The following is a 23902-nucleotide window of genomic DNA, read 5'->3' as shown; positions in this document are numbered from 1 at the left end:
CCATGACGTCATCCACGCCGTCGCCCTCGACCACCGCCTCCTCCGCGAGCGCCGACACCGACGTCATCGTCATCGGTTCCGGATTCGGCGGCAGCGTCACGGCTCTTCGCCTGTCGGAGAAGGGGTACCGCGTCACGGTGATCGAGGCCGGGCGTCGGTTCGAGGACTCGGACTTTCCCAAGACCTCGTGGCGGCTCAACCGGTACGTCTGGGCGCCCAAGCTGAAGCTGTTCGGTCTCCAGCGTGTGCACCTGCTCCGCGACGTCATGATCCTCGCGGGGGCGGGCGTCGGCGGTGGCTCTCTCAACTACGCCAACACCCTCTACAAGCCCACCACCCCGTTCTTCAAGGACCGGCAGTGGGGGCACATCACCGACTGGGAGGACGAACTCACCCCGTTCTACGAGCAGGGGCGCCGGATGCTCGGAGTGGTCACCAACCCCACCCACACCCACTCCGATGAGGTCATGAAGTCCGTCGCCAGGGACATGGGCGCCGAGGACACCTTCGTCTACACGCCCGTCGGCGTCTTCTTCGGTGAGAAGACCGGGGGGGAGGGCAAGCCGGGCCAGACCGTCGCGGACCCCTACTTCGGCGGTGTCGGCCCGGATCGCACGGCCTGCATCGAGTGCGGCGAGTGCATGACCGGGTGTCGTCACGGGGCCAAGAACACGCTCCTCAAGAACTACCTCGGCCTGGCCGAGCGGGCGGGGACCCGGGTGCTCGACCGCACGACCGTCAGCGGCCTGAACGAACGGGCCGACGGCACGTGGGAGGTCACTCTCGAGCGCACCGGTGCCTGGACCTCCCGCGGCAAGCGCGCCACCACCATGACGGCCTCGCACGTCGTGGTGGCCGCCGGCACCTGGGGGACCCAGCACCTCCTGCACTACGCCAAGGACGACGGTTCGCTGCCCCGGCTCTCGGACGCACTCGGGAAGCTCACCCGCACCAACTCCGAGTCGATCCTCGGAGCCATGCGCCCCAACTACCTGCCGGAGCAGGACTTCTCGGAGGGCGTGGCCATCACGTCGTCGTTCCATCCCCGGTCCGACACCCACATCGAGCCGGTCCGCTACGGCAAGGGCTCCAACGCCATCGCGATCCTGCAGACCCTGCTCACCGACGGTGACGGGCCACTCCCGCGCTGGCGCACCCTGCTGAACGAGATCCGGCGCGAGCCGGCCATGTTCCTCCAGTTGTTCCACCTGCGACGGTGGAGCCAGCGGTCGGTGATCGCCCTGGTCATGCAGAACCTCGACAACTCGCTGGAGACCTCGGTCAAGCGCCGCGGCCCGCTCCGGTACGTCACCAGCAAGCAGGGCCACGGCGAGCCCAACCCGTCCTGGATCCCCGCCGGCAACGAGGCCACGCGGCGGATCGCCGACAAGATCGGCGGCCTGGCCGGGGGAACGTGGGGTGAGATCGCGAACATGCCGCTCACGGCGCATTTCCTCGGAGGGTGTGCGATCTCGGATTCGCCCGAGACCGGTGTCGTGGACCCCTATCACCGGGTGTGGAACTACCCGACGATGCACATCGTGGACGGGTCCGCGATCTCCGCGAACCTCGGGGTGAACCCCGCGTTGAGCATCACCGCGCAGGCCGAGCGGGCCATGGCCCTGTGGCCCAACAAGGGCGAGGCCGACACCCGGCCCGCGCAGGGGGAGGCCTACCAGCGTGTGTCCCCGGTGCCGCCCGCGTCGCCGATCGTGCCGGAGGCGGCGCCCGGCGCGCTGCGTCTGCCGATCGTCGGGGTCAGCTGACAGGTCGCCACCCGGTCACGGGGCGGTGAGCTCGACCAGTTCGTCGAGCGCGGCCTCGATCCCGTCGGCCACCACGTCCGGGTCCGGCACGAGGTGTTCGCACGAGACCACGCCCACGTCGAGTCGGCCGTTGACCGACACGCTGGTCACCGACAGTCCCGCCCCGTGCAGCAGCGGGCCGAAGGGGTGCATGTGGGTGATGCGCGCGCCGAGGAAGTAGAGGGAGTGGCGGGGGCCGGGCACGTTGGAGATGATCAGGTTGTAGATCACCGGGTGGACATCGGCGAGTCTGAAGGTCTCATAGGCCCGCATCCCCACGTCGAGTAGCCAACGGGGGCTCATCCGGGCCCAGTTGGCCAGCAGGGCCGGCCGGACGGTCCCGGCCTGTCTCTTGGTGGTCTCGGCCGCGGCGGAGATCCGCCGGTACCGTTCGACCGGATCGGGCTCATCGGTGGCCAGCGAGGCGAACATGGCCGAGACCTGGTTGGCTCCGCCGGTCGTCAGGTCCTCCCGTGTGGACATGGGGACGATCGCCACCAGGGGTGAGCCCGGGACGTTGTCGTGGACCTCGAGGTAGGAGCGGACCGCGCTGCCGACCACGGTGAGCAGGACGTCGTTGACGGTCCCGCCCAACCGCGACGTCACCAGCGCGGCGGCCTCCAGATCGAGGGACGCGGTGGCCACCGCCCGGTGCGGGGTGAGCGAGCGGTTGAACAGCGTCCGCGGTGCGGTGAACGGCGCGGGCATGGATTCCGCTCCGGTCGCCCCGCCCCGCGCCCGCTTCATCGCCCCGGGCACGGACACCGTCTCGGGCAGCAACCGGAGAAACGTCAGTGGCCGGCCGAGCAGTTCACGAGCGCCACCGGCGACGAGCTGGAGGGTGTTGGCGCGGCCCACGTGGGTGCGCACGAGCGCCGGGTCCTGCTCGGGCGTGGAGGCGTCCGTGGCGGCGAGGGTGGAGAGCAACTCGGCGCCCAGCATGCCGTCGATCACCGCGTGGTGGACACGGCAGAACGCGGTGACGGTCGGCGTGCTCGGGTCGCCCCGCTCGATGATCCACACCTGCCACAGTGGGCGGGAGCGATCCAGCGGCGTGGAGGCGAGCCGCCCGCAGACGGCCAGCATCTCTTCCTCGGTCTCGCCCGGCCCCAGTTCGATCCGGCGTACGTGGTGGGCGATGTCGAAGTCGAAGTCCTCCACCCACGCCGGGTGGCCGAGGTTCCACGGTGAGTCGTGGACCTTCCGGCGGAACGGGGGGACGGCCTTGACCCGCCGGGCGAGACCGGACCGGAGTCGCTCGAAGGAGTACCCCTCGTCGATGGTGGAGACGTCGAGGTGGACCACTCCGTTGATCACCATCATCTGCTCGTCGGTCTCCATGTAGAGGAAGCTGGCGTCGAGGCCGGTCATCCGTTCCATGCCTCAGTCCTTCCTGTTCCCCACGTCGAGCGTCTGCTGCGTCGACTCGAGGTACCGCAGGCTCGCGTCGAAGCCCGTCATCCGCTCCATGGTGACTTCCCTCGTCGATCGTGGCGCTCGCCGGAGACCGGCCGGCGTGGTGTGGTCCAGTGTGGACGCCTCCCCGCGAGATGTGGCCGAGTTCGGCGGAGAGCCCGCGGGGCATAGACTCGGGTCCGTGGCCGAGAACGCTCAGACCGACTCCCAGTTCACCGCCGGTACGACCGGAGCCCCCGCCCCGCCCCGGCCGGTGCTGGTCGTGGACTTCGGCGCCCAGTACGCGCAGCTCATCGCGCGACGCGTGCGCGAGGCCCGGATCTACTCCGAGGTGATCCCGCACACCGCGACGGTGGAGGAGATCCGGGCCAAGGACCCGGTGGCACTCGTCCTGTCCGGGGGGCCGGCCAGCGTGTACGCCGACGGCGCCCCGTCGCTCGACCCGGCGGTCCTCGATCTCGGGCTGCCCGTGTTCGGCATCTGCTACGGCTTCCAGGCCATGGCAGGGGCGCTGGGGGGAGAGGTCGCGCACACCGGAAGCCGCGAGTACGGGCGGACCGAGGCGACGGTGTCCGGTGGGGTGCTGCACGGCGGACTGCCCGGGACCCACCCGGTGTGGATGAGCCACGGTGACGCCGTCACGGTCGCTCCCGAGGGGTTCACGGTGACCGCCACGTCCTCCGGTGCCCCGGTCGCGGCGTTCGAGTGCGCGGAGCGCCGGATGGCCGGCGTCCAGTACCACCCGGAGGTCCTGCACTCCCCCCACGGGCAGCAGGTCCTGACCCGCTTCCTCACCGAGATCGCCGGGCTGGAGCCCACCTGGACGGCGTCCAACATCGCGGATCAGCTCGTCGAGGCCGTTCGTGATCAGATCGGCCACGGTCGGGCGATCTGCGGCCTGTCGGGCGGGGTCGACTCCGCGGTCGCGGCCGCCCTGGTCCAGAAGGCGATCGGGGACCGACTCACCTGCGTGTTCGTCGACCACGGCCTGCTCCGGGCGGGGGAGCGCGAGCAGGTGGAGAACGACTTCGTGGCCGCCACCGGCGCCCGACTCATCACGCTCGACGACTCCGAGACCTACCTGGGGCACCTGGCCGGCGTCACGGACCCGGAGGCCAAGCGCAAGATCATCGGTCGGGAGTTCATCCGGTCGTTCGAGCGGGCCGTGACCCAGGCTCTCGAGCTCCAGGGCGACGACGCCGCCTCCGTCGACTTCCTCGTCCAGGGCACCCTGTACCCGGACGTCGTGGAGTCCGGCGGGGGTGCCGGTACGGCCAACATCAAGAGCCACCACAACGTGGGCGGGCTGCCGGACGACATCGAGTTCTCGCTCGTGGAGCCGCTGCGCCTGCTGTTCAAGGACGAGGTCCGCGCCGTGGGCCGCGAGCTCGGGCTGCCCGAGGCGATCGTCGGCCGACACCCGTTCCCGGGGCCGGGTCTGGCCATCCGGATCGTCGGCGCCGTGGATCATCACCGGCTGGAGACCCTGCGCGCGGCAGACGCGATCGTGCGGGAGGAGATGACCGCCGCCGGTCTGGACGCCTCGGTGTGGCAGTGCCCGGTGGTACTGCTCGCCGACGTCCGCTCGGTCGGCGTCCAGGGCGACGGCCGCACCTACGGTCACCCGATCGTGCTGCGCCCGGTCAGCTCCGAGGACGCCATGACGGCCGACTGGACGCGGGTGCCCTACGAGACCCTCGCGCTGATCTCGAACCGCATCACCAACGAGGTCCCGGACGTCAACCGGGTCGTGCTGGACGTGACCAGCAAGCCGCCGGGCACCATCGAGTGGGAGTGAACCGGGCACCTGTGCAGCTCTGACACAGCCGCCCCCGCCGATGAACTCCCGCCCCCGCCGAAGCGCACGCGCGAGTTCATCGACGGGAGCGGCTGTGGGCCACGCCGGGTCGGGTTGGGCTCAGCGCCGGACCACCATGACCAGGCCCACGATGATCGCCAGGACGAGACCCGCGGCGATCACGACCGTGGAGGTGATGACCGGCGCGCCCAGGACCGCCCACACGGCGACCCCCAACGAGAGCAGTCCGGCCACCGCGAGCACCGGTGATCCCGAACGCTCGCGCCGGGCCACCGCGTCGGTCGAGGCGGGAGCGGGCTCCGGCTCGAAACCGACCCCGTACCCGGTGGGGGTCCCGTACCCCGACCGGTGCGGATCGGTGAAGCCGGCCCCGTAGGGGAGCGGGTCGTGGAGAGGCTGGTCGGGGCGGGTGGCGGTGTCGGCGTGCAGGTCGTTGCTGGTCATCTCATGGCTCCCGGTGGGTGGTGTCTCGGTGTGGTCGCTGCGGTCGGTCTGGTCGTCGTCGGGCCGGGCGCTCATCGCGTCACCGTGATGCTGCCGATGCCGTTGTAGACGTAGAGGGACAGGACGGGGTCGGAGGGGTCGACCCGAGCGGAGTCCGGGCAGTCCACGCTTCCGATGTCGGCGTTGCAGGTCGAGTCCACGGAGATCCCGGCGGGCAGCAGGACCCGGACCTCGCCGGCGTTGTTGGCGATGCTGTAGCTGCGATCGCGGTCCAGCTCCAGCTCACGCATGTCCACCGTGACGCTGCCGATCTCGTGGTTCACCGGGGTGTCGAGTTGGGCGGGTTCAGTGATCTGGAGGGTCCGGTCGCCGGTGCCCTCCCAGCCGCCCTCGGGGACCTGCACCAGCGAGGCCAGCAGCACGAACCCGGCGAGCGGGCCGGCCACCACCAGCAGTCCGTGGCCCCTACGGGTGGCCGCGCCGATGAGCAGTCCGCCGGCCACCACTGCCAGGGCGATCGCGGCGATCCTGGTGGAGTCGAGCCAGGTCATCCCGCCCAGCGTGGAGAGTCCGACGGCCACGGCCACCGCGATGAGCGCCACGCCGAGGGTGACCTTGGTCAGGCGGGACCGGCGCCTGGCCGGTGCGGGACCGGGGGCGGGGGCGACTCCGGGGTCGGGCAGGTCCCACGCGAACGGGGCGGCGCCGAGTGGGTCCCACGAGGGCGGCACCGGCGGGCCGTACGGGGCACTGGGCCCTGATCCGGGCTCCCGTGACGTCCAGGCCGAACCGGGTGCTCCGGCGCGCTCGGACGGCGGCCGTACGGCGGACACCTCGGCCCAGCCGGCGGGCGGTACGGGGGTGCGGCGGTGGAGTCCGTACCAGCCGGCGAGCATGGCCATGAGGAACCCGGCGCCCACGAAGAACGAGGCCCCGGAACCGCCGAAGGTGGGGGCGCTGAGGATGACGACGACGACGAGGGCGACAGCTGTGACCTTGGAGCCGGATGCCTGGCCCTTCCCGATCAGCGCCTCCCCCTTGGACGCCTCGTCCCCGGCGGAGCGCAGGAGAAGCCACAACAGTGCGTACAGGAACACCCCGGCCCCGCCCCAGAGTGCGGCGATCACGAAGGCGATGCGGAAGAGGACGGGGTCTACCCCGTAGCGACGGCCGAAGCCGCCACAGACGCCGGCGATCTTGGCGTCGTCCGGGGTCCGGACGGGTCGGGTCCGCCACAGGGAGCGGAGCTCTGATGGGACGTCGGTGGTGCTCGTGCTGGACATGACTCCATCGTGGTGGGCGGCCCGGGTTTCCACATCGGGGGCCGACCCTGATATTCGACCCTGAGAGCACCGGGCGGGGATGATGGCGACATGGTCGACACCGTCGTGGGATTCTTGAGTTCCAACGATCCCCTGAAGCTCTTCGGCGTGACGATGATCGGCGTCAGCGGCCGCACCGTCCTCAAGGTGCTCCTCAGCGCGCTGTTGCTGGTGGTGCTCTCGTTGTTCAACTCGCTGTCGCGGACGGTGATGAGGGTGGTCACCGGGCCCGCCGGGTCCGCGTCCAGGTTCTGGACCAAACAGGGGTTGCAACTCCTCACGGCTCTGATGGCCGTGCTCGGACTCTTCTCGATCTGGGTGACCCCGGGCACCGACCTGACGGTGGGGATCGGGCTCGTGACCGCGGGTCTGGCCTTCGCTCTGCAGAAGGTCATCGCGAGCCTCGCGGGGTACTTCGTCATCCTCCGGGGCAGGGTCTTCGCGGTCGGCGACCGGATCGCCGTCGGAGGGGTACGCGGCGATGTGATGTCGCTCGGCTTCCTGCGGACGACGGTGATGGAGATGGGGGCCCCGTCGTCCATGACCGGAGCGGAGACCGGGAACTGGGTACCGAGCCGACAGTTCACCGGCCGGGTGGTGACGGTGTCCAACGGAGTGATCTTCGACGAGGCCGTCTACAACTACTCCCGCGGGTTCCCCTTCCTGTGGGAGGAGATCTCGGTCAACCTCCCCTTCGACGTGGATCTGCGCGCCGTGGACGAGTTGTTCGCCACGTGCGCCGACCGGCACACGCACGAGCTGAGCGGCGAGGCGATGACGAGCATGCAGCGGATGAGCCGCGTCTACGCGGTCGACGTCCGCGAGTTCGGGCCGCAGGTCTTCGTCTCCCTGCAGGAGGACTGGATCCTCGTGACCGTCCGCTTCGTCGTGGGCAGTCACGGTGCGCGGGCGGTCAAGGACGCGATATCGCGTGACCTGGTAGCCGGGTTGAAGGAATCCGGGATCAGTCCGGCGAGCGTGGTCTACGACATCCGGGCGGTCGGCGGGACCGCTCCCGGGACGGGGTCGGATCAGGTCTCCTCCGACGGCCGGCAGGACTCGCCCTAGCTGTCCCGGGCCAGGTGTACCGACGGATCCGGGTGTACCGACGATCCGGGGTGGACCCGGACGAACCGGGGGAGATCCCCGATACCTCTCGGGGGCGCGATCTGTGACCATGGCGGGTATGAGTGACAACGCGACCGATCCGGTACCGGCCCCCGCGCCGCCCCCACCGGTCGCTGCTCCGCCGCGCCCGCCCGCCGTGCAGCCGGCGGGGTTCCGGTGGTACCCGCCGCTGAGCAGGATCTCCGACGGCGCCGTGGTCGCCGGCGTGTGCGCGGGACTCGCGGCCCATCTGGGGGTGCGGGTCACCCACGTGCGTCTGGCGATGGTGCTGCTCGCGACCCTGTCCGGTGCGGGGGTGCTGTTCTACGCCGCGCTGTGGGCTCTGACCCCGTCGGCGCGGGCGCAGGAGGGGAACGCCCCGACCGACTCGCGGGAGCAGCGACGCGGCATGGCCCTCGCGGCCGTCGCGCTGGTGGGGTCGGTGCTGTCGTTCATGGTGACCACCGCGACGGGCCTGCACGTGATCGTGCCCGTCCTGATCGTGGTCCTGGGAGCCGGGCTGGTCTGGCAGCAGTACGACGGCGGGGGACGGGTGGCCCCCCGGTCCGTCTTCGACTGGGCCAGGGTCACCGCCGGTGCGACCCTCGTCGTCGTCGGACTCGCAGTCGTCGTCCTGGGACAGGTCGAGTTCGCCGCCCTGCGGTCGTCCTTCCTGGCCGTGCTGGCGACCCTCGTCGGCGTGGTGCTGCTCAGCGTCCCCGTGGGGCTGCGGCTGTGGCGGTCACTAGAGGAGGAGCGCGCGGCCCGCATCCGCGAGGCCGAACGCAGCGACATCGCCTCGCACCTGCACGACTCCGTGCTGCAGACGCTGGCGTTGATCCAGAAACGCTCCGACGACCCCGCCCAGGTGTCGCGGCTGGCCCGCCGGCAGGAACGCGAGCTGCGGCAGTGGCTCTTCGGGGCCGGCTCGCGGATGTCCTCCGGCGCGGCCACCGTCGCCGGGGCCGTCGAGGTGATCGTCGGGGACGTCGAGGACACCTACGGGCTGCGCGTGGACCAGGTGGTGGTGGGCGGTGACGTCCCGGCCGGCGACGCCGAGGAGGCGGTCCTGGGGGCGGTCCGCGAGGCCCTGGTCAACGTGGCCAAACACGCCGGCGTCGAGACCGCCGACGTGTTCGTGGAGAACGACGGTCAGGTGCTCAGCGCCTTCGTCCGTGACCGCGGCTGTGGCTTCGACCCCGATGAGGTGGACGGGGATCGACACGGGTTGTCCCAGTCCATCCGGCACCGCGTGGAGAGCCGGGGCGGCAGTGTGACGGTGCGCAGTACGCTCGGTCGCGGGACGGAGATCGGGATCGAGATGCCGACGGAGGGCGAATGACCGACAGGTCGGAGGGTAACAGGATGTGCCGGGTGTTCCTCGTCGACGACCACGCGGTGTTCCGCAGTGGCGTCCGGGCCGAACTCGCCGGTCAGGACGGGATCGAGGTGGTCGGCGAGGCGGGATCGGTGGCCGAGGCCGTCGCCGGCATCGGTCGTGTGCGGCCCCACGTGGTCCTGCTCGACGTGCACATGCCCGACGGGGGAGGTGTCGCCGTACTCCGCTCGGTCCTGGGGCCCGTCGCCGGTGGCTCAGCCGCTGCCGGTGGTTCAACAGCTGCCGGTGGCTCAGCCGCTCCGGGCGGCGCCGGCGCCCCCTCCGATGACGACGCCGCGACCGGGCCCACTTTCCTCGCCCTGAGCGTCTCGGACGCCGCCGAGGACGTGATCGCGGTGATCCGCGGCGGGGCCCGCGGGTACGTCACCAAGACCATCTCCGGCGGGGAACTGGCCGATGCCGTGCGCCGGGTGGCCGACGGGGACGCGGTGTTCTCACCACGCCTGGCCGGGTTCGTCCTGGACGCGTTCGCCCGCGCCGCCCCCGGCCCCGAGGAGCGGGGTGAGCCCGTCCACGACCCGGAGGTCGACTCGCTCACCCCACGGGAGAAGGAGGTCCTGCGGCTGCTGGCGCGCGGGTACACCTACCGGGAGATCGCCGAGGAGCTGTTCATCTCGGTCAAGACCGTGGAGACCCACGCCTCCAACGTGCTGCGTAAGACCCAGCAGTCCAACCGGCACGCGCTCACCCGCTGGGCGCAGTCCCGTCACCTGGACTGACGCGGGGTGCTCTCCGCCCGCCGCAGACGCTGGCCCGCCGCGACCCCACTCGCCGCGGACGCTGGCCCGCCGCGACCCCGCCCGCCGCGACCCCGCCCGACGCGACCCCGCCCGACGCGGCGAGTGGTCGATTCCGTTCAGGTTTCCCCCGGTCGGGTTCAGGTGGTCAGTGCACTTGCGACCATTCGGCGAGGTGACTCACCCGTAGGGGCCACTAGGGTGTGGCCATGAGCGAAGCGCGCGACCTCCCGGTGTGCATCATCGGTGACTCGTTCGTGGCAGGCTACGGCGACGAGACAGGCCGCGGCTGGACCGCGCACCTGATCGAGGCGGGCGCGGACGCCGGTCTGCGACTCCAGGCGTCCGTCGCGGGGGTCGGTGGGGACACCTCCGAGATGATCCTGGCCCGGTGGGACGAGGTCGACCGCCGGCGGGCGGCGTTCCCGACGACGGCGGTGATCGCGGAGTTCGGGGTCAACGACGCCATCGAGCACGAGGGGGCGGTGCGCGTCGACGAGGCGGGCACGGTCGCGGCGCTGCGCGGAATGATCGACCGGGCCCCCGAGGGGCGGTTCCTCGTGGTGGGGCCGCCGCCGGTCGTGTGGGACGAGGTCAACGAGCGGATCGCCGCCCGGGCCGAGGCGATGGCGCAGGTGTGCGACGAGGCCGGAGTGCCGTTCGTGCCGACCTTCGACGTGCTGCTGGCGGGCGGGGCGTGGATGCGCGAGGTCACTGCCGGCGACGGTGCCCACCCCGGACCGGGCGGGTACGAGCAGTTCGCGCAGGTGGTGTCCGGCCCGGTTCTCGAGTGGCTGCGCTCGCTGCCGGACGTCGAGCCGGGTTACTAGCGGGAACTCTTCATCGCAGCCTTGACCGTCACGGCCGGGTCGGCCTCGAGCTCGCTCACCCGTTCGGAATCCATGGGCAGCAGCGCTATCCGCCCGTTCGAGTCGAAGTGCAGTGCCCAGCCGTAGGTCTTGGCCAGCGGGGAGGTGCGCAGGCAGGGCTGGCCCTTGGAGAAGAACCTCTCGCGCTCGGCCGCGCGGTCGGCCTCCGCTATCGCTTTGCGCTGGCAGTGCACGTCAAAGAGGAGGTCGTCGCTCGTCCACGTGTAGTCCTGACCCGAGAGACGGTCGTACTGGAGTTCGGCGACCGAGCCTTTTCCGCCTGGCGGGACCGCGGCCGCCACGGCCTTGGTGTCGGGCGCGGGGAGGATCAGGGTGTCGGTGTAGTCGGTGGTGTGCATAGCCGTTTCTCCAGTTCCTGTAGTGGATCAGGCGGTGGCGTCCGCCGCCGCCGGGGCCTGCGGTCTCCGGTAATCTGAGTATCGCCGCACGCCCCGTACGGCCGCAGGAGGTTGAATCATGACGAGTCCGCAGAACCCTGACCGCACCGGCGAGCATTCCGAGGAGCCCGCGGATCAAGCCAGGTACGAGCACGACGACGCGATCGCCGACGAGTGGGGCGACGAGTCCTTCCCGGCCAGCGATCCCCCCGGAGCCCTCTGACTCAGCGCAGTATCTCGAACTGCTCGGACACCGCCCGTAGCGCAGATGCGCTGCGGGCGAATTGTGTGGTCTCGGTGGCGTCCAGTTCCAGCTCCACCACGCGCTGGACGCCGGTCCGGCCGATCACCGCGGGGACACCGATGTAGATCCCGTCCTCGCCGTACTCGCCCCGTAGCAGCGTGGACACCGGTAGCGAGACCTGTTCGTTGCGCAACACAGCGCGGGTGATGCGGGCCAGACCCATACCGATGCCGTAGCTGGTGGACCCCTTGGAATCTATGATCCGGTAGGCGGCGTCCCTGGTCTCCGTGAAGATCTGGGACAGCCGTTCCCGCTTGTCCGGGTCCCCGTCGAGGTCTCGGCGTAGAGGCACCCCGGAGACGTTGGCGGAGGAGAAGACCGGCAGTTCGGTGTCGCCGTGCTCGCCGATGATCGAGGCGTGGACGCTCATCGGGGCGACGTCGTAGTACTCGCCCAGCATGTAGCGGAAGCGCGCCGAGTCGAGGATCGTGCCGGAGCCGATGACCTGCGCGGCGGGCAGTCCGGAGTAGCGCCACGAGGCCTGGGCGAGGATGTCGACGGGGTTCGTGGCCACCAGCAGGATGCCGTCGAAACCGGTCGCCATGACGTCTCCGACGATCCCCTCGAAGATCGCCATGTTCTTGCCGACCAGGTCGAGTCGTGTCTCTCCGGGTCTCTGGGCGGCGCCGGCGCAGATCACCACCATCGTGGCGTCCGCGCAGTCATCGTAGGTTCCCTCGGTGACGAGGGTGGGGGAGGGAGCCCACACGACGCCGTGGTTGAGGTCCATGACCTCGCCGACCAGTTTGTCGTGGTCGATGTCGATGATGGCGAGGTGGTCGGCCAGCCCCTGGTTGACGAGCGCGTAGCCGTAGGCGATGCCCACGTCCCCGGCGCCGATGAGCACGATGCGGTTCCCGATGGAGGCTCTCATGTCGCCAGGGTAGGGGCGTGGGGTGGCCGTCCGGGCGACACCGGGTGAACGCAGTCTCCTCTCACCCGGCTCTGCTGCCCGACCCTGCCGGCCGACCCTGCCGGCCGGTGGGGTCGCGCTATCCGGCGGCCTCGAGCACGGCGCGGTGGCGGCGCTCGATGGTGACCCGGTCGTCGGCGTTGCGGGTGGCCTCGAGGGCGTCGTCGCGGAGCTTCGTGGCGTGGTGGGTGACGACCGCCCGTCGGCCGGGGTCGTCGAGGACCTGCGCCGCGACGGCGAGGACGTCGAGGATCCTGATGCTGACGGCCGGAGCGCCCGCACCGAACTGCCGTATCTGGTCGAACATCGAGGCGACGAGTCCCTCGAAACCGGAGGTGGCCACGACGAGGCGGAGCTCGTCGTCACGGGAGTACACGCCGGTCGGCCACTGCCGATCCTCGAGGGTGCACAGGGCGTCCCCGAAACGATCGATGACGTCGACCGCGGTGAACGGGTCGTTGGTGCCCGGGCTCAGCGCCCGGGTGCCCACCTCGGCGAGCAGGCGGACGGCGTGTTCGACATCCTGCTCGCGGGTGCGGGAGTTGCCGACTGTGAGCCGGGAGTAGACGCCGTCGGGCAGGGTTGGGACGGCCTCGGCGACAGGGGAGTTGGGGTAGAGGTAGTCCCCCGGTCGGACGAGGAGCCGGATCGTCGTTTCGGTCTCGACGGCGAGAGCGATGAGCCCCTCGTGGTCGACCAGCTGCAGGTACCCGCCCTTCTCCGCGAGGAGGGTCTCCGCATCCCTCCAGAACTCCTCCTCCGGCGGTGATTGCACGTTTCGTTCCGGGTCCGTCAATTCGGTGGCATTGAGCAGGGAGGACCGGAGGTCGGCGGTGAGGAGGTTGACCACACGGGTGGTGTTGATCGAACCGGTGACGTGGCCGATGAAGTACACGAGCGCGCCGACACACCCGAGCGCCAGGACGAGCGCCAGGGTGACGTTGTAGTGGGGGACGAATGGTGTTCCCTCGTCGCCGCCGGTGACCGTGCGCAGGCTGTAGAGGCTGAAGGTGAAGGTGGAGATGAAGACGCCCAGCGTGACCTGGTTGCCGCGGTCCTCTGTGAAGTTCTGGAGCAGGCGCGGACCCATGGTGCCCGCGGCGTAGGAGAGGGCGGCGATGGTGATGGAGAAGACGGTGCCGCCGACACCGATGGAACTGCTCGCCACGGCGGCGAGGATGCTCCGGGAACCGTCCACGCCACCCCCGTAGAGCCAGGCGGGAGCGTCGTCGCTCGTCCCAGGGTTGGTGGACAACCACGTCCCGAGCTGGGCGAGGACCAGCGCGACGAGGGTCATGACGGCGGGCAGGAACCAGAAGCGCCGGCTGATCTGGCGGAGTCGGAAGCGTAGTCCGGCCATGACTCTCCTCTCGGTGGTGGGCACAGCGTATCCGGTCGGTCCGACGGAGACCTCCGGTCGACGGTGTCGAACAGGTGTTCTTGCGCCGTGTCGTACCGGTGGTGTTCACTGATCGCGTACTCGAAAAATCATTCGATCGACGCAGTGTTCGGCGTGTCGGCCGTGGCGAGGGGTGGCGGTGATGGTAGTGACGGCGTCCTCTGTCGATCTGTCCGGTCTCGAGCGTGCCGAGCGCGTCACGGAGTTGCGCCGGCGCCTGGCCGCGATGCCCGGCGGCGGCGCGCCCGCGGCGGCGCGTGCCCAGGTGCCGACGGGAGCGGCTCCGGTCGTATCCGTGCCCGCGGACCCTGCGGACCCCGCCGAACCCACCGGACCCGAGGGGCCGGAGGCGGGCGCGGCGCCGGATGTCGTGGCCCCCGGGGCCGCGGTGTCGGGGGTCGCGGTGCCGCGATCGGTGGCGTCCCTGCTGCCCGGAGGGGTGCTGCAGGCGGGGAGGGTCACCGCGGTGGCCGGCAGCGCCACCCTCCGGGTGGGGCTTCTCGCCGCGGCCACCGCCTCCGGTGCGCGGTGCGCGGTCGTGGGTTGGCCGGAACTCGGCGTGGCCGCGGTGGCGGAACAGGGTGGACGCCTGGACTGTCTGGCGCTCGTCCCGGACGCGGGCCCGGATCCGGCCGCGGTGGTGTCGGTGCTGCTCGACGGACTGGACCTGGTCCTGCTGGGGCCCGGCGTCCCGGCGGTAGCCCCGTCCCGCGCGCGGGTGCTCGCGGGACGGGTCCGCACGGCGGGGGCCGTACTGCTCGTGGGTCCGGGCTGGCCGGGTGCGGAGCTCACGCTCGCGGGCCGGCACTGCCGCTACGGCGGGCTGGGCACCGGTGCGGGCCGCCTGGCCTCTGTGTCCACGGTGGTGCGCTGCTCGGGCCGAGCCGCCCCACCGCGGACCGCGGAGTGGGTGGCCGCGGGATGAGCGCGCGTGTCATGGCGGTGTGGTGCCCGGACTGGCCGACGGTCGCGGCGGCCCGGGCCGGGGGGCACGGTCTTCACCTGCCACTCGCCGTCGTCGGCCCCCGCGGAGTCCTCGCGTGCAATGCGGTCGCGCGCGCGGTCGGGGTGCGACGCGGGTTGCGCCGGCGTGAGGCGCAGTTCCGGTGCCCGGAGCTGGTCGTGGTGGCGGCGGACCCGGCACGGGACGCCGTGTGGTTCGAACCCGTGGTGCAGGCGCTGGATGCCGTGGTGCCGGGTATCGAGGTGCTACGACCCGGCCTGTTCGTGTTCTCCGCGGCCGGGGCGCTGCGGTTCCACGGCGGAGTGGAGCAGGTCGTCACCCGGGTGGTGGACGCGGTGGCGGCAGCCGGGACGGAATGTCAGGTGGGACTGGCGGACGAGCTGCCCACGGCCGTGCTCGGCGCGCGCGGGTCGGCGCTGCTGGAACCTGGCGGGGACGCCGACTACCTCGCCGGGCTCCCCGTGGACGCGCTCGTGGTGGAGTCCACGTTGGGCGACCCCGAGGTGTTGGCGGAGTTGGTCGACCTGCTGCGCCGACTCGGTGTGCGGACGCTGGGGGACTTCGCCGCACTCCCGCCGCGGGACGTGGCCACCCGTTTCGGCGAGGCGGGCGCGGTGGCGCACCGCATCGCGCGGGCTGTGCCGTGGCGGCCCCCGTCGGTGTCCGCGGTGCCCACGGGGTCGTCCGTCGAGCACCGGTGCGAGCCGCCCCTCGAGAGGGTCGACGAGGCGGCGTTCCTCGGGCGGCGACTGGCGGGGGAGTTGCACTCCGTGCTCGCCTCCGCGGGGGTCGCGTGTCTGCGACTGTCCATCACCGCGAGGATCGAGGAGGGGACGGAGGTCAACCGGGTGTGGCGGTGCTCCGCGCCGCTTACCCCCGAGGGCACTGCGGACCGACTGCGGTGGCAGTTGGAGGGCTGGCTCACCGGTACCGCGATCGCCGGCGGTGCGGGAGGGGCAGTGACCGCTCTGGTCCTCGAGCCGGTGGAGGTCGTCCCCGCCGGCCGCGTGCAGGAGGGGCTGTGGGGTGAGGCGGGGTTGGCGGAGGCGCGCGTGCACCGCGCACTCGCGCGGGTGCAGGGGCTGCTCGGGCCGGAGTCCGTCCGCGTCCCCGTTGAGGTGGGCGGCCGCGGCCCGGCCGATCGGGTGCGGTCCCTGCCGTACGGGGACGCCCCGGCGGACCCCGTCTCGGCGGGCCCGTGGCCGGGGGCCCTGCCGGCGCCGTCGCCGTCGGTGGTCTGGCCGGGCCCGGGCTACCGGTTGGAACTCCGTGAGGGTCGTGACCCCGGGTCGGGGATCGTGGCGCGGGTTCCCCTCGTCGGGGGAGTCGTGCTGCGCACCGCGGCGGGGGCGCCCGTCGGGGTCAGTCCGCGTGGGTTGCTCACGGGGCGTCCCGACTCGGTCGAGATGGGAGGCGCCCGCTCTGTGCTACTGGGCTGGTCACGGCCGTGGCCGATCGACGAGGACTGGTGGGAGCCGGGTCCGGGTGGCGAGTGCCGCCGACCGAGGGCCCGGATGCAGGTCATCCCCGAGCGCGCGGCCGCGTTGTTGCTCTGCTGCCTGCTCGGGGACGAACCGGGGAGCTGGACCGTCGAGGGAGTCTACGAATGAGAGGGGTCTACGAATGAACGGGTGTGGGGGCCACGTCGGCCATCGTGTCGGTTCAGCGGTCGATATCCACTACCAGGCGGGTCGGGTTCTGCAGCAGGAAGGCGGAGAAGTCGCGGCCCGTGCCCTTGAGGCCGATGACGGATTGCGCCCGGCCCTCGAACTGGCCGGCGAAGGCCACTCCGGAGACCCCGGTCGCCTCCTCTGCCGAGACGGTGCCCGCGGGGATCTCCGTCATCTCCGTCTGGGTGGGGAGCACCTGGTCGTTGATCATCACCTGGAGGAACGAGTCCCCGGGCACCTCCACGGGGAAGCCGCTGCCCTGCTGGGTGGGGGCGTCCACGTAGTCCACGGAGTACCCCGGGGTGCCCTGGCCCTCCAGCTCGAAGACCACGCGGTCCTTGCCCTGGAAGTTGCCCACGCGGATCTCGGTCACGACGAGCTGGGCGCGCTCGGCGCTGTCACCGGACAGTTGGACCTTGGGCGCGGAATCGGCTGGCCGGGCCGCCGGATCGGAGGCCTCCGTCTCCTCCGGCGCGAGGGTCCGGGCCAGCGCGGCCGGGGAGGATTCCGCAGTGGCCGGCTGGCTCGTGGCAGGGGCGTCGGTCGAGGGGTCGGTCGAGGGGTCGGTCCCGCATCCCGCCAGGCCCAGGGACGCGACGGCGGTGAGAGCGGCGGCCGCTGCGAGGCGGCGGTGTCGGGTACGCATACCCCCAGCCTAGGTCCCTCTGGTCACTTTTGTCCCACAAGGTGGCCACAGTTATGCCTCTCCGCAGTATGGGGCACGATGGGATCGTGTCAGATACTGATCCCGAAACGCGACCCGACTGGTGCTCCTTCCAGTCGGCCGACGAGCCGCCGGCCGGCACCGCCGCCCACGAGGAGTGCTGGGTGCTGTTGGAGGTCCCCGGGCGGTGGGGGCGCGACATCTTCGACGGCGAGGCGCTGGGCGAGGGCCTGTCCGGACGTCTCGAGAAGCACGTCGCGGACTGTGGCTCGCGCATGCTCCTCATCCGGCGGCCCGGCCGCGAGGGCCAGCGCCTCGACAGGCACCGCTTCTACCTCTGCGACACCCGCCCCGGCCGACGGAGTATCCGCACCGGCCGGGTGGACGGACCCGAGGACATGCTCGGGTTGGACCTGTCGCCCGACGCGCACGTGGCCGGCACCCGCGAGGTCACGGCACCGGTCCCACTCGTGTGCACCCACGCCAAACGCGACCAGTGCTGCGCGGTGCGGGGACGCCCGGTGGCGGCCGCACTGGAGGCACTGGTGGGCGAGCGCCTGGCCGCGCTCGATCCCGACGCCGCGGTGTGGGAGTGCTCCCACACCGGCGGGCACCGCTTCGCTCCGGTGCTGTTGCTTCCCGGCACCGGCTACACCTACGGGCCCGCGGAGGCGGCCCACGCGGCAGGGATCGTCGAGGCGCAACTGGGCGGTCGGGTCGTCACCGAGAATCTGCGGGGCCGCAGCACGTGGCCGCCGGCCGGTCAGGTGGCAGAGGTCGCCGTGCGGGACTCCGGCGTGGATGCGGGGATCGACGAGCTCGTCGTGGCCCTCGACGCAGACTCCCCGCGTGTGGCCGTTGTCCGGCACGCCGACGGGCGTGCCTGGCGCGTCGAGACGGGTACCCGCCCGCTCCCTCCCCGGTCCCAGAGTTGCCGCAAGCCGCCCGGCGACGCCTCGGCGTGGGTCGTGGAGTCGTTCACCCAACTCTGAGCCCCCGCACCGGGCCCCGGCGGGTGAGGCCCGGTGAACTGGTACCACGGACCCAGGACCTGGACCGAGCTCGAACGGGTGCTGTCCGGGCGCCCCAACCCGCGTGGACAGGAGAACCCCCATCCCGGCGACGGCAGTGACGCCCCCGCCTGGTCCCGTCGGCGGGGTGAGTACACCCCTCCACAGCGGCCCCGGACGCAGGGGCGCGTGCCCTACGCGGAGCTCCACGCCCACACCGCCTTCAGCTTCCTGGACGGTGCCTCTTCTCCCGAGGCCATGGCGGAGGCGGCAGCGGAGCTGGGACTGACCGCGCTGGCGATCACCGACCACGACGGGTTGTACGGGGTCGTCCGCTTCGCCGAGGCGGCCTCCGAGCTGGGCCTGGCCACCGTGTTCGGGGCCGAACTCTCGCTGCCCGGGGGTGAACACCTGCTCGTGCTGGCCCGTGGGGGAGAGGGATACCGGAGGCTCTCGCGCGCGATCGCCCGCGCCCACCTGCGGGGCGGGGCCAAGGGTGAACCGCGGTACGAACTCGCCGAACTCGCCGAGGTCGCCGGGGGCCATTGGTATGTGCTCACCGGCTGCCGCAGGGGCCGGATGCGAACGGCTCTCGAGCGGGGAGGCGTCGGCGCCTCCGACTTCGACACCGCGGCCGCGGGCGTGGCACTGACCGAGCTCGTCGAGTTGTTCGGCCGGGACCGGGTTGTCGTGGAGCTGACCTGCCATGGCGTGCCCGAGGACACCGAGCGGTGCGACGCGCTGGCCGCACTCGCCGCCGAGGCGGGGCTGCCCGTCGTGGCCACCACCGCCGCGCACTGTGCGGGACCGGAGGACGCCCGCCTGGCCTCGGTCATGGCGGCGCTCGGGGCCCGTAGGGCGCTGGAGACCCAGGCCGCGCACCTGCCCGCGGCCGGTGGGGCGTACCTGCGCTCGGGGGAGGAGATGGCGGAGTTGTTCGATCGCTGGCCGGGCGCTGTGAGCACCGCCGCCCGGCTGGGGGAGGAATGTGCCTTCGACCTCCAGCTGATCGCTCCCGAACTGCCGCCGTTCGACGTCCCCGAGGGGTACACCGAGGACACCCGGCTCGCCGAGTTCACCTATGCGGGGGCCGCGCGCCGCTACGGGAGGCGGGAGGAGGCGCCGGAGGCGTACGCCCAGATCGACCGTGAGCTGGGGGTGATCGCCGATCTGGGGTTCCCCGGCTACTTCCTCGTCGTCCACGACATCGTCGAGTTCTGCCACCGGGAGGGCATCCTCTGCCAGGGCCGGGGTTCGGCCGCCAACTCGGCGGTCTGCTACTCCCTGGGGATCACCAACGTGGACCCGGTGGGGGCGCACCTGCTGTTCGAGCGGTTCCTGTCCCCGGAGAGGGACGGGCCACCCGACATCGACGTGGACATCGAGTCCGGTCGCAGAGAGGAGGCCATCCAGTACGTCTACTCCCGATACGGGCGGGACCACGCCGCACAGGTGGCCAACGTCATCACATACCGGGGGCGGTCGGCCGTGCGGGACATCGCCCGTGCCCTCGGGTACTCCACCGGGCAGCAGGACGCGTGGTCCAAGAGCGTCGACCGGTGGTCGGGGCTGAAGCAGCACGAGCGGGAGGCTGCCGAGCACACCGTCCCGCCGGATGTGTTGGCGTTGGCCCGCAGGCTCGTGGGGTTGCCGCGGCACCTCGGCATCCACTCCGGCGGCATGGTGATCTGCGACCGCCCCGTGGCCGACGTGGTGCCCGTCGAGTGGGCGCGCATGCCCGGCCGGACGGTCCTGCAGTGGGACAAGGACGACTGCGCGGCGGTCGGGTTGGTCAAGTTCGACATGCTGGGGCTGGGGATGCTCACCGCGCTGCACCACGCCATCGACCTGGCAGCCGAGCACAAGGATCTCGAGGTGGACCTGGCCCGACTCGACCTCGCCGACCCGGCGGTCTACGAGATGCTGTGCCGCGGAGATTCGGTGGGGGTGTTCCAGGTGGAGTCGCGGGCGCAGATGGCCACGCTGCCCAGACTCCGGCCGCGGACGTTCTACGACCTGGTGGTGGAGGTGGCGCTCATCCGCCCCGGACCCATCCAGGGCGGCTCCGTGCACCCCTACATCCGCAGGCGCAACGGACGGGAGGAGGTGGTGTTCGACCACCCCGCACTCGAGGCGGCCCTGGGACGAACGCTGGGGATCCCGCTGTTCCAGGAGCAGCTCATGCAGATCGCCACGGAGATCGCCGGGTTCACCGGGGCGGAGGCGGACCAGCTCCGCCGGGCGATGGGGGCCAAGCGCTCGCCCGAGCGGATGGCACGACTGCGGGAACGGTTCTTCGCGGGTATGCGTGAGCTCCACGGCATCGGCACCGGACCGCCCGGGACGCCGGTGACCGGACCCGAGGTGGGGGAGCGCATCTGGGAGAAGATGTGCGCGTTCGCCAACTACGGCTTCCCCGAGAGCCACTCGCAGTCCTTCGCGGCGATCGTCTACTACTCGGCGTGGTTCAAGTGCCACCACCCGGCCGTATTCTGTGCGGCACTGCTGCGCAGCCAGCCGATGGGGTTCTACTCCCCCCAGTCGTTGGTGGCCGATGCCCGGCGGCACGGCGTCACCGTGCACCGCCCCTGCGTCAACCGCTCGCTCGGCGGTGCCACGTGCGAGAACAGGGGCACCGAGGTGCGCCTCGGACTGGAGTCCGTGCGGGCGATCGGCACCGATCTCGCCACGGCGATCGCCGACGAACGCGACACCCACGGCCCGTACCTCTCGGCCGCCGACCTCGCCGGCCGCACGGGGTTGACGGTCAGGCAGATGGAGGCACTGGCCACCGCCGGGGCGCTCGACGCGCTCGGCGTCGGGGGCCGGCGGTCGGCCCTGTGGTCGGCGGCCACCGCAGCACGACAGCGGCCCGGGATGCTGCCCGGACTCAGCCAGGTCGACGCCCCGGCGCTGCCGGGGATGAGCGTCCTCGAGCTCACCTCGGCGGATCTGGCCGCCACCGGGATCAGCCCCGAGGAGTACCCCACGGTGCACGCGCGGCCCTGGCTCGACTCCCGGGGGGTGTGCACCACCGCCGGACTCGCCCACGTCCCGGACGGCAGCCGCGTCGAGGTCGCCGGCGCGGTCACCCACAGGCAGCGGCCCGCCACCGCCGAGGGCGTGACTTTCCTCAGCCTCGAGGACGAGACGGGCATGACCAACGTCGTGTGCTCGGTGGGGCTGTGGGCGCGCTACCGGCCGATCGTCTCGTCCGCCCCCGCGCTCATCGTCCGCGGCACCGTGGAGAACCGCTCGGGAGCGGTGAGCGTGGTGGCGGACAAGATCGAACGGCTGCACCTGGGCATGGCGATCGGCCGCAGTCGGGACTTCCGGTGACCGCTGCTACGCCGGGCGTGCCCGCAGGACCGCGCGCAGACTCGCGCCCGCGCACAGCACCCAGACACAGCACAGCACGAACACGGTGAGCAGGCTCGCGGCTTCCCAGCCGAGGTGGTGGGCTCCCAGCGCGCAGGTGCCGAGAGGGTAGGTCATGGCCCACCACCCGGGAGTGAACGCCATCCGGGCGAGGAAGCCGCGGAGCGTCGAGAGCACCGCGAACGCCCCCAGGCCGGCGCCGGCGATCAGGACGCCGGCGCCGGCGATCAGGACGCCGGCGCCGTAGACCCGGGCGATCCCGGCCAGTCCCGGACCGGCGAGCACCTGCGCCGCGGCCGCCGACTGTCCGACGATCCCCAGCGGGATCCACGTGGTGGTCGACAGCTCCACCGGGACGGGCGTGCGGAACCACGCGTGGTGATAGGCCAGCGTGATGACGGCACCGCCCAACCCGAGAGCGGCGACGAAGCCGAACGTGCACACGGCCATGACGAACGTGCGCACCGTGGGGGAGTCGATCTGTTCGGCGAGGAGGCCGCCCGCGGTCGCGGAGACCATCGGCGGCACCATCGGGAGCGCCCACGTGGGCAGGGGATGCTCGGGGAGCGTGGTGAACAACCAGACGGTGAACCCCACCGCGGTCGCCACGCCGAGGACCGTTCCCGCCCCCCACAGTGCCGCGTCGGCCCCCTGTGCGACCGCGGACAAGGCAGGGGCGTGACCGTCTACCACGACGAAGGTGGCCGACCCCACCGCGAGCAGCCCCATGGAGACCATGCCCCACAGCGGAAGCATCGCGGCGTCCCGCACCGACCGGGTCCAGACGTCTGGATCTCGCGCGACCGACCGCGCGAACCCCGCCCCGAGACCGAGCAGCAACACCCAGGCCAGGAGCAGGGTGACGAGCGCGAGGGGGCCGAAGACGGGAAGGCGCGCGGAGTGGATCTGCAGGAGAGTGGCGAGCCCGCCCGTCCCCATCACGGAGCCGAACCACGCGGGTCCGGGCCCCGGCACCGACAGCGGCGGGGGCCCGGTCCCGGCACCCGGCTCTCTGGTCACCCGGACACTATGCCCGAGCTCGTCGTCGCGACACCCGGCGCCCCATCGTCCGCGGCGACCGGGCGGACGTCAGACCCGGCCGTCCGGCCGTCCATCCGGATGCCCGCACCGGCCCACCGGAGGAGTCCGGTCTCAGACGTAGCGGAAGTCCTCCCCGCGCGCCCAGCACACCAACCGGTCGGCGGTGTCCCGGCGCGACGGCGGGTGGTAGCCGAACACCTGGACGGCCTCGAAGGCGTAGGCGAGCTCCGGGTCCTGCATGTACGCGAATCCCCCGACGGCCTCGCGGACCATGGACTGCACCCGGACCAGGGCGTCGCGCATCGACCACCGGACCAGCGCGAGTCTCGCCGAGACGTCGCCCCCGCGGGCCCCCTCGTCGAACTCGCGGGCCACGGCGTGCAGCGCGGTCCGCATGGTCTCGACCTCCGCGAGCGCCGAGGAGAACAGCTTCGGGTCGAGTCGGTCGCGCTCGGTGAGTCGCTCGACCATTCGCGTGGCCACGCCCAGGTAACAGGCGCTGATCAACAGACCGAACCACAGGTACCCGGTCATCTCGTGGACGTCGTCGGGATCGTTCTGGGAGGTGAGGAACACCATGTCGGCCCCGACCCGGACGTCGTCGAGGATCAAGGCGTCACTCTCCGCCGCCGCGAGGACGGGGCTCTTCCAGAACTCTTCCCGGCTCAGCCCCTCGGCCCCGTCGAAGACCAGGACGACGGCCCGCTCGGAGTCGTCCACGAGCGCACTCGCCACCAGGAGGCTCATGGACCTCGAGAGGCTGCAGGGGGCCTTGCGGCCGGAGAGGAGGTAGTCGTCACCGTCCCGGCGGGCGGTCATGGTCGGACGGAACACCGATCCCCCGGGGGAGCCCTCGGAGAAACCCGAGGCCATCACGGTCCCGCCCTCGACCAGCGCCTTGATGAGGTCGCGCTCGTCCTGCGAGGCGTCCTCGGCGGCCTCGAAGAGGGTCGCGCACGACAGGTGGTGCATCGTGGTCGCGGCCGCGAGGGAGGGGGCGACCGCGCCGATGGCGGTCTGGAACCGCACCGCGTCAACCGCGCTCGCGCCCGCACCGCCCAGTGAGGTGGGGACGATGAGACTGGTCCCGCCGGTGGCGGACCAGTCGGCCACGGCGGTGCTCTCGGCGCCCTCGTTGGCGAGGAGACCGCCTGCGTACAGGCGCTCACGTAACCCGGGGGCGTAGGAGTCGAGGGTCTGGTTCTCGGTGGTGAGGAGCATGGGGTCCTTTCGGGGTTTGAGG

20 protein-coding genes are annotated in these 23902 nt (G+C 71.7%); 11 read left to right on the top strand and 9 right to left on the bottom strand.

From position 1 onward, the window contains the following. The first annotated feature begins 2 nt into the window (after window positions 1-2). Complete coding sequence (locus NJE57_RS07750) at window positions 3-1766, top strand: GMC family oxidoreductase (protein ID WP_319027810.1); 1764 nt, start codon at window positions 3-5, stop codon at window positions 1764-1766. Window positions 1767-1781: 15 nt separating this feature from the next. Here NJE57_RS07750 and NJE57_RS07745 read toward each other — a convergent pair whose 3' ends face one another. Continuing rightward, window positions 1782-3185: a wax ester/triacylglycerol synthase family O-acyltransferase gene (locus NJE57_RS07745; protein WP_319027809.1), complete on the bottom strand. Its 1404-nt coding sequence runs from the start codon at window positions 3183-3185 to the stop codon at window positions 1782-1784. Window positions 3186-3474: 289 nt separating this feature from the next. On the opposite strand from NJE57_RS07745, the gene guaA reads away from it, so the two are divergent. After that, on the top strand, window positions 3475-5019 hold the full coding sequence (gene guaA / locus NJE57_RS07740) for a glutamine-hydrolyzing GMP synthase (protein ID WP_319027888.1): 1545 nt from the start codon (window positions 3475-3477) through the stop codon (window positions 5017-5019). A gap of 120 nt (window positions 5020-5139) precedes the next feature. On the opposite strand, the gene NJE57_RS07735 is transcribed toward guaA, so the two are convergent. After that, window positions 5140-5559: a hypothetical protein gene (locus NJE57_RS07735; RefSeq protein ID WP_319027808.1), complete on the bottom strand. Its 420-nt coding sequence runs from the start codon at window positions 5557-5559 to the stop codon at window positions 5140-5142. Next, window positions 5556-6767 carry a PspC domain-containing protein gene (locus NJE57_RS07730; protein WP_319027807.1) on the bottom strand — a complete coding sequence of 404 codons (1212 nt, stop codon included), beginning with the start codon at window positions 6765-6767 and terminating at the stop codon, window positions 5556-5558. The genes NJE57_RS07735 and NJE57_RS07730 overlap by 4 nt, the downstream gene beginning before the upstream one ends. Before the next feature lie 90 nt (window positions 6768-6857). Between NJE57_RS07730 and NJE57_RS07725 the strand changes: the two genes are divergently transcribed. From NJE57_RS07725 to NJE57_RS07710, 4 genes are all read left to right on the top strand, one after another. After that, a complete protein-coding gene (locus NJE57_RS07725; protein ID WP_319027806.1) occupies window positions 6858-7874 on the top strand; it encodes a mechanosensitive ion channel family protein in 1017 nt (338 codons plus the stop codon). 118 nt (window positions 7875-7992) lie between these two features. Then, the gene (locus tag NJE57_RS07720; protein ID WP_319027805.1) at window positions 7993-9255 is read left to right on the top strand and encodes a PspC domain-containing protein; all 1263 of its coding nucleotides are present in this window, start codon (window positions 7993-7995) and stop codon (window positions 9253-9255) included. Then, a complete protein-coding gene (locus NJE57_RS07715) occupies window positions 9252-10031 on the top strand; it encodes a response regulator transcription factor (protein ID WP_319027804.1) in 780 nt (259 codons plus the stop codon). Before NJE57_RS07720 ends, NJE57_RS07715 begins: the two co-directional genes overlap by 4 nt. A 227-nt stretch (window positions 10032-10258) precedes the next feature. Next, window positions 10259-10879 (top strand): SGNH/GDSL hydrolase family protein, encoded by a 621-nt coding sequence (locus tag NJE57_RS07710; protein WP_319027803.1) that lies wholly within the window; start codon window positions 10259-10261, stop codon window positions 10877-10879. Here NJE57_RS07710 and NJE57_RS07705 read toward each other — a convergent pair. Beyond that, the gene (locus tag NJE57_RS07705; RefSeq protein WP_319027802.1) at window positions 10876-11277 is read right to left on the bottom strand and encodes a DUF6157 family protein; all 402 of its coding nucleotides are present in this window, start codon (window positions 11275-11277) and stop codon (window positions 10876-10878) included. The genes NJE57_RS07710 and NJE57_RS07705 overlap by 4 nt on opposite strands. A gap of 118 nt (window positions 11278-11395) precedes the next feature. Between NJE57_RS07705 and NJE57_RS07700 the strand changes: the two genes are divergently transcribed. Next, entirely contained in the window at window positions 11396-11539 is a 144-nt protein-coding gene (locus NJE57_RS07700; protein ID WP_162845727.1) for a hypothetical protein, read from the top strand. 1 nt (window position 11540) lies between these two features. Here the strand turns inward: NJE57_RS07700 and NJE57_RS07695 are convergent, their stop codons facing one another. Then, window positions 11541-12494: an L-lactate dehydrogenase gene (locus NJE57_RS07695; protein ID WP_319027801.1), complete on the bottom strand. Its 954-nt coding sequence runs from the start codon at window positions 12492-12494 to the stop codon at window positions 11541-11543. A gap of 118 nt (window positions 12495-12612) precedes the next feature. Continuing rightward, the gene (locus NJE57_RS07690; RefSeq protein ID WP_319027800.1) at window positions 12613-13893 is read right to left on the bottom strand and encodes a DUF2254 domain-containing protein; all 1281 of its coding nucleotides are present in this window, start codon (window positions 13891-13893) and stop codon (window positions 12613-12615) included. 187 nt (window positions 13894-14080) lie between these two features. Between NJE57_RS07690 and NJE57_RS07685 the strand changes: the two genes are divergently transcribed. Together NJE57_RS07685 and NJE57_RS07680 are read left to right on the top strand one after the other, a co-directional pair. Then, the gene (locus tag NJE57_RS07685; RefSeq protein WP_413464379.1) at window positions 14081-14857 is read left to right on the top strand and encodes a hypothetical protein; all 777 of its coding nucleotides are present in this window, start codon (window positions 14081-14083) and stop codon (window positions 14855-14857) included. Next, entirely contained in the window at window positions 14854-16506 is a 1653-nt protein-coding gene (locus NJE57_RS07680) for a DNA polymerase Y family protein (protein ID WP_319027799.1), read from the top strand. The genes NJE57_RS07685 and NJE57_RS07680 overlap by 4 nt, the downstream gene beginning before the upstream one ends. A gap of 52 nt (window positions 16507-16558) precedes the next feature. Here NJE57_RS07680 and NJE57_RS07675 read toward each other — a convergent pair whose 3' ends face one another. Next, window positions 16559-17212 carry a hypothetical protein gene (locus NJE57_RS07675; protein WP_319027798.1) on the bottom strand — a complete coding sequence of 218 codons (654 nt, stop codon included), beginning with the start codon at window positions 17210-17212 and terminating at the stop codon, window positions 16559-16561. A gap of 68 nt (window positions 17213-17280) precedes the next feature. Between NJE57_RS07675 and NJE57_RS07670 the strand changes: the two genes are divergently transcribed. Both NJE57_RS07670 and NJE57_RS07665 read left to right on the top strand, forming a co-directional pair. Then, complete coding sequence (locus NJE57_RS07670; RefSeq protein WP_413464384.1) at window positions 17281-18222, top strand: sucrase ferredoxin; 942 nt, start codon at window positions 17281-17283, stop codon at window positions 18220-18222. A 33-nt stretch (window positions 18223-18255) separates the two neighbouring features. Next, entirely contained in the window at window positions 18256-21579 is a 3324-nt protein-coding gene (locus tag NJE57_RS07665) for an error-prone DNA polymerase (protein ID WP_319027796.1), read from the top strand. 6 nt (window positions 21580-21585) lie between these two features. Here the strand turns inward: NJE57_RS07665 and NJE57_RS07660 are convergent, their stop codons facing one another. Then, window positions 21586-22638, bottom strand: coding sequence for a C4-dicarboxylate ABC transporter (locus NJE57_RS07660; RefSeq protein WP_319027795.1), 1053 nt, complete (start codon window positions 22636-22638; stop codon window positions 21586-21588). 132 nt (window positions 22639-22770) lie between these two features. Beyond that, window positions 22771-23880, bottom strand: a complete 1110-nt coding sequence (locus tag NJE57_RS07655) for an acyl-CoA dehydrogenase family protein (protein ID WP_319027794.1) — start codon at window positions 23878-23880, stop codon at window positions 22771-22773. Between the last annotated feature and the right edge of the window lie 22 nt (window positions 23881-23902).

The organism is Dietzia sp. PP-33 (genome assembly GCF_033790845.1).
Taxonomy (GTDB): domain Bacteria; phylum Actinomycetota; class Actinomycetes; order Mycobacteriales; family Mycobacteriaceae; genus Dietzia.
Note: the sequence above shows the minus strand (reverse complement) of the source record. Positions and strands in the feature narration are given on the sequence as shown.